The 4,563-nt window shown below is 67.5% G+C and carries 5 protein-coding genes; 1 reads left to right on the top strand and 4 read right to left on the bottom strand.

Annotation, left to right across the window (positions count from 1 at the left end):
• On the top strand, positions 1–220 hold a 220-nt coding region (locus FVW20_RS07995), incomplete at its 5' end, for a DUF1949 domain-containing protein (RefSeq protein ID WP_196608998.1).
• A gap of 202 nt (positions 221–422) precedes the next feature.
• Here the strand turns inward: FVW20_RS07995 and pgl are convergent.
• The 4 genes from pgl to FVW20_RS07975 form a co-directional block, all read right to left on the bottom strand.
• Positions 423–1,160 carry a 6-phosphogluconolactonase gene (gene pgl / locus FVW20_RS07990; RefSeq protein ID WP_196608997.1) on the bottom strand — a complete coding sequence of 246 codons (738 nt, stop codon included), beginning with the start codon at positions 1,158–1,160 and terminating at the stop codon, positions 423–425.
• A 295-nt stretch (positions 1,161–1,455) separates the two neighbouring features.
• Positions 1,456–1,935, bottom strand: coding sequence for an OsmC family protein (locus FVW20_RS07985; RefSeq protein WP_196608996.1), 480 nt, complete (start codon positions 1,933–1,935; stop codon positions 1,456–1,458).
• A 167-nt stretch (positions 1,936–2,102) separates the two neighbouring features.
• Complete coding sequence (locus FVW20_RS07980) at positions 2,103–2,849, bottom strand: N-acyl homoserine lactonase family protein (RefSeq protein WP_196608995.1); 747 nt, start codon at positions 2,847–2,849, stop codon at positions 2,103–2,105.
• Between the two features lie 397 nt (positions 2,850–3,246).
• Positions 3,247–4,563, bottom strand: a 1,317-nt coding sequence (locus FVW20_RS07975) for a methyl-accepting chemotaxis protein (protein WP_231038965.1), incomplete at its 5' end; no start/stop codon positions are given.

Here is a 4,563-nt window from a genome sequence, read left to right as displayed (position 1 = left end):
GCCCGCGCGGGTGTCCGTGGTGCTGGCCCACGGCAGGGCCGGGGCGCTGCGGCGGCTGCTGCCCGCATACGAGGCGGCCATCCTGTCCGAAGTGCACGGGGCCGACGTGGAGTGCATCATCGACCTGCCCGTGGAGCACGCCGCCGCGTTCATGGCCGCCGTCATCGACATGGCCGCCGGAGAGGCGCTGGTGGACGCACTGCCACGGACGGAAGGCTGATCCGGCTGCGGTCGGGCTGCGGTCGGGCTGCTGTCCGGCTGCGGCCCAGTCTAGGCCCTGTTTCGGCCCGGTTCGGCCCTGTTTCGGCCCGGTTCGGCCCTGTTTCGGCCCGGTTCGGCCCTGTTTCGGCCCGACTCGGACCGGCCCGGCTCGGCCCGGTTCGGCATGACCAGGTTCAATGCGGGCGAAGGCGCGCGTTGAACTATCCCTTGGCCGCTCCTTCATCCACGATCCACACCAGATCCCCGTTGGCGGGCTTCACGAACTGCGCGGGCAGGGTGGGTTCCGCCAGCAGGTCCAGCGCCCGCGCCAGCACGGGGTGCTTTTCCCTGCCGGAAACCAGGAACACGCAGCAGCGGGCGTTGTTTAGCACCGGCAGGGTCAGGGTAAGCCGGTCACTCTTGGTGGCCAGCACGTACTGGTCGATGACCAGGCGCGTGCGCTCGGCAAGACCCGTCCCGTCGGGGAACAGCGAGGCGGTGTGGCCGTCCTCGCCCATGCCCAGCAGCACCATGTCGAAGCGCGGCCAGGTGCCTTCCTCCAGGGAGAAATGTTCGCGCAACAGCGATTCGTAGGCGGCGGCGCCTTCCACCGGATCCATCTCGCCCTTCATGCGATAGAATCGGGTTGCCGGGGCCAGCGACAGCAGTTCGCGCCGGGCCACGCCGTAGTTGCTCTGAGGGTTGTCCGGCTCCACGCAGCGCTCGTCCACCCAGTACACGGCGATCTTTTCCCACGGCAGGCGGTCGAGCCAGGACGGGGTGGCCAGCAGCCGGAACAGCGGGATGGGCGTGCTGCCGCCGGACAGGGCCAGGGTGAACACGCCGCGCGCGGCCACGGCCCGCTCGCAGCGTTCCAGCAGCAACTGGGCGGTCTTTTCGGCCATGGCGGCCGGATCCTTCATGACGTGCAGGGCAAGATTGACGGAACGGTGAGGCATGGCGGCTCCGGTGGCGGCGATTCCGGTTGGCGTTTTCTGTCGGGGGCGGTACGCGGTGCGGGACTGCCCCCCATGGCGGATATGTTGGCGATGTCGAATCTGCCACAGGACCGCCCGCGTGGGAATGGGCAAAGGATGGGCAATGCCGTCCGGCACGGCCATTGTGCGCGCGGCAGCCCCGGAAATGCGGCAGCGCCGTGACGGGCCACGGCGCTGCGGGGATGCGAGAAGACTGGTGGAAAGCCGTCGGACACGGCGCGTGGCGGGCGCCGCAACGCCAGTTGGCATGAGGTGCCTACGCCAGCACCACCTCGAACGCAGGCGGCGTCATGATGTGCTTCTTCACGGTGCACAGTTCCACGGCGCGCACCAGCGCATCGCGGTACTGGTGGGGAAAGCCCAGCGGCGGGGTGACCACGAAGGTCATGCGGGTGACCTGAAACCCCTTGGGCGCGAATTCGCAACCCACGCGAATGCCCAGCCCCTCCGTGGAAATCTTGCGGGCCTCGCAGAAGCGCTGGGCGTACACGCCCGCGCAGGTGGCCAGCGAGGCCAGGAACAGATCGAACGGGGTGGGAGCGGTGCCTTCGCCGCCGTCCTTGACCGGCTGGTCGGTGCGGATGACGGTGGAAGCGGGGGCGGCGGTGCCCGGAGCAGGTTGCGGCGCATCCTGTCCGGTGGGGGCGTCGGCTCCGGTGGGGGTGACGGCGGGGTGGAGTATGGCGTCGATCTTCATGCCGCCGTTGAAGGTGACGTCGATGAACTTCATGGTCATGTGCGGCTCCTGTGGATGTTCCGGCGTTCAGGTGCGGTGGAGCGGGCGCGGGAACGGCGCGCCGTGTCCGGTATTCTGCCGGGCAGTGTCGGGTGGTGCGTGGTGGCGTTGCCGGGCGTTGTCTGGCGGCATGGCCGCGTTCAGTGCGCCGCGCGGGCCAGCGCAGGTCAGCCGATGGTCTCCATGCGGGCAAAGCGCGGTTCGTGCAGCGGGATGACGATGTCCGCCTGCTCCTTCACCTTGAGCATGATGTCGTAGCCCTGCTTGGGGTTGATGCAGGTGCCGGGAGGAATGACCTCCATCTCCATGCCCCGGATGGCGGCGGGCGGGTTCATGTTCTCGTCGATGATGCAGAACCCGGTGATGGCGGCGGTGCCCTGTTCCGTATCCACGAACACGGTCAGGCCGCCTTCGGTGTGCACCGGGGTGTGCACCACGCGGATGCCGGGCAGTATCTCGCGCTCTTCTTCGGTGATCACGCGCAACTGGCCGTTGTCTTCCACGTCGGTGATGTAGTCTTCGAGGTAGCGGAAATCCAGCGGGTGCGGGTTGTGGATGGACTCCAGTTCCTTTTCGTGCACCCAGATTTCCGCGTTTTCGCACTTGTAGTCGTTTTCACAGTGGTCGTTGTGCAGATGGGTGTGGATGACCACGTCGATGTCTGCCGGGGTGAGCCCGAACTTGGCCAACCCCGCCTCGAAGGTGTAGATCTTGCCGCCCAGCGCCGCCTCGCGGTCGGGCGAGACGATGGGGTTCAGCTCGCCGGTGTCCACCAGGATGCGCTTGTCGCCGCCCTCGATGTACCATGTGTAGATGGGGATGGTGTAGGACGTGCCGTAGTCGTGCTGGTAGGTCATCATGCCTTTGTCGAAGACCTTGGAACCCATGACGATGGGGTGGATGCGGTACTTCATGCGACGCCTCGCGTGCTGACGGTTGCCGGAAGACGCCCGGGCTCACGGCAAGCGTGCGCCCAGGCGGTGTGCCGGACGCATCCCACGTGCGTCCGGGCAATGGCGGCGCATGATGGCCTTCGGAACTTGTCGTGCATCCGTGGGCCGTTGCGGGCCATGGATGCACTGCCGAATGGCGCGCGCCCCGCCACGGGGCAAAGAGTAAGCACTTCCGTCCCGCTTGTCACGATTCCCTCCCGATTTGGTGGGAAATGGGCCATGCCGGACAACCAGGCCCCAGGCCCCTCGGTTTCCGGTCGCCCCGCGCGCCATGTGCCCGGATACGCGAAGCGCCCCGGCATCGTTGCGATGCCGGGGCGCCGTGTTTCATGAGCAGGGCCGGTCGAAGGCCCGTCGTCTAGCTGTCTTCCTTCAGTTCGTGGATGACGTCCTGCAATTCCGACGACAGCCGGGCCAGTTCGCCCACCTCGCGGGTGGACTGGGCCATGGCCTCGGCCATTTCCGAGGCGATGCGGTTCACCTCGTCGGTGCCCCGGTTGATCTGCTCGGACGCGGCGGACTGCTGTTCGGACGCCGTTGCTATGGAACGCACCTGGTCGGCGGTGGATTCCACGATGGACACGATGCGCGCCAGCGCCTCGCCCGCCCTAGAGGCCAGGTCGGTACTGCGCTGCACCACTTCCGCCGCGCGGCCCATGCCGGTGATGTTGTCCTGCGTGCCGCGCTGGATGGCGGTGATGGCGTCGCCCACTTCCTTGGTGGCGGTCATGGTCTTTTCGGCCAGCTTGCGCACCTCGTCGGCCACCACGGCGAATCCGCGCCCGGCGTCACCGGCGCGGGCCGCCTCGATGGCGGCGTTCAGGGCCAGCAGGTTCGTCTGGTCGGCAATGTCGGTGATCACGGTCATGATGTTGCCGATGCCCTCGGCCCGCTTGCCCAGGTCGCCCAGGCCGCCGCTCATCTCGCGGGCGAACTCGTCCACCTTGCGGATGCTGTCCACCACATCGCGCACGATGGTCCCGCCCGCCTCGGCCTGCGACCGGGCGTTTTCGGCGCTTTCGGCCGCACGCGAGGCGTTGGCGGCCACCTCCAGCACGCTGGCGTTCATCTGCTCCATGGCAGTGGCGGTCTCCGCCGTGCGGGCGCGCTGCACTTCGGCACCGGAGCGGGCCTCGTCCACCTGCCCGGCCAGTTCGTACGAGGCGTTGCGCACGTTGGAGACGATACTCTCAAGGCGCGCCGCCGTATGGCGAATGCCTTCCCTGCGGGCCTGCTCGCCGCGCAGTCGGGCGTCTTCGGCTTCGCGCAGGGCGGCCTCGGCCTTGGTGGTCTGTTCCTCGGCTTCCTTTGTCTTGGCCTTGGCCGTGTCCAGCAGTTCGCCCAGGTTGCCCACCATGGCGCGCAGGCTTCCGTGCAGATCCAGCAGTTCGCCCGAGAAGTGGCGCGCGTCGGGCAGGGCGTCGAAATCGCCGGACGCCACGCGACCGGAGGCAGCCACCAGCATCTGGATGGGATTGGCCACGGAGCGTGCCAGCAGCCAGGCCACGATCATCAGCGCCACGGCGATGCCCGCGCCTACCATCAGGATGGTTCTTCGACGTTTAATGTGGAATTGACCGACCTCGCCCAGTTTGGATAGCCCTCCCTCAGGAGGATTGCCATGCTTGCCGAACAAATATTCGCCTTGGGTCTTGGTCTCACGCCACCCTGGAAA

Source organism: Nitratidesulfovibrio oxamicus, from assembly GCF_015731765.1.
GTDB classification, from domain to species: Bacteria; Desulfobacterota; Desulfovibrionia; order Desulfovibrionales; family Desulfovibrionaceae; genus Cupidesulfovibrio; species Cupidesulfovibrio oxamicus.
Note: the sequence above shows the minus strand (reverse complement) of the source record. Positions and strands in the feature narration are given on the sequence as shown.

Coding starts and splice junctions, on each gene's coding strand:
- pgl (WP_196608997.1), bottom strand. CDS start 1,160: ATGCCTCACCGTTCCGTCAATCTTGCCCTGCACGTCATGAAGGATCCG.
- FVW20_RS07985 (WP_196608996.1), bottom strand. CDS start 1,935: ATGACCATGAAGTTCATCGACGTCACCTTCAACGGCGGCATGAAGATC.
- FVW20_RS07980 (WP_196608995.1), bottom strand. CDS start 2,849: ATGAAGTACCGCATCCACCCCATCGTCATGGGTTCCAAGGTCTTCGAC.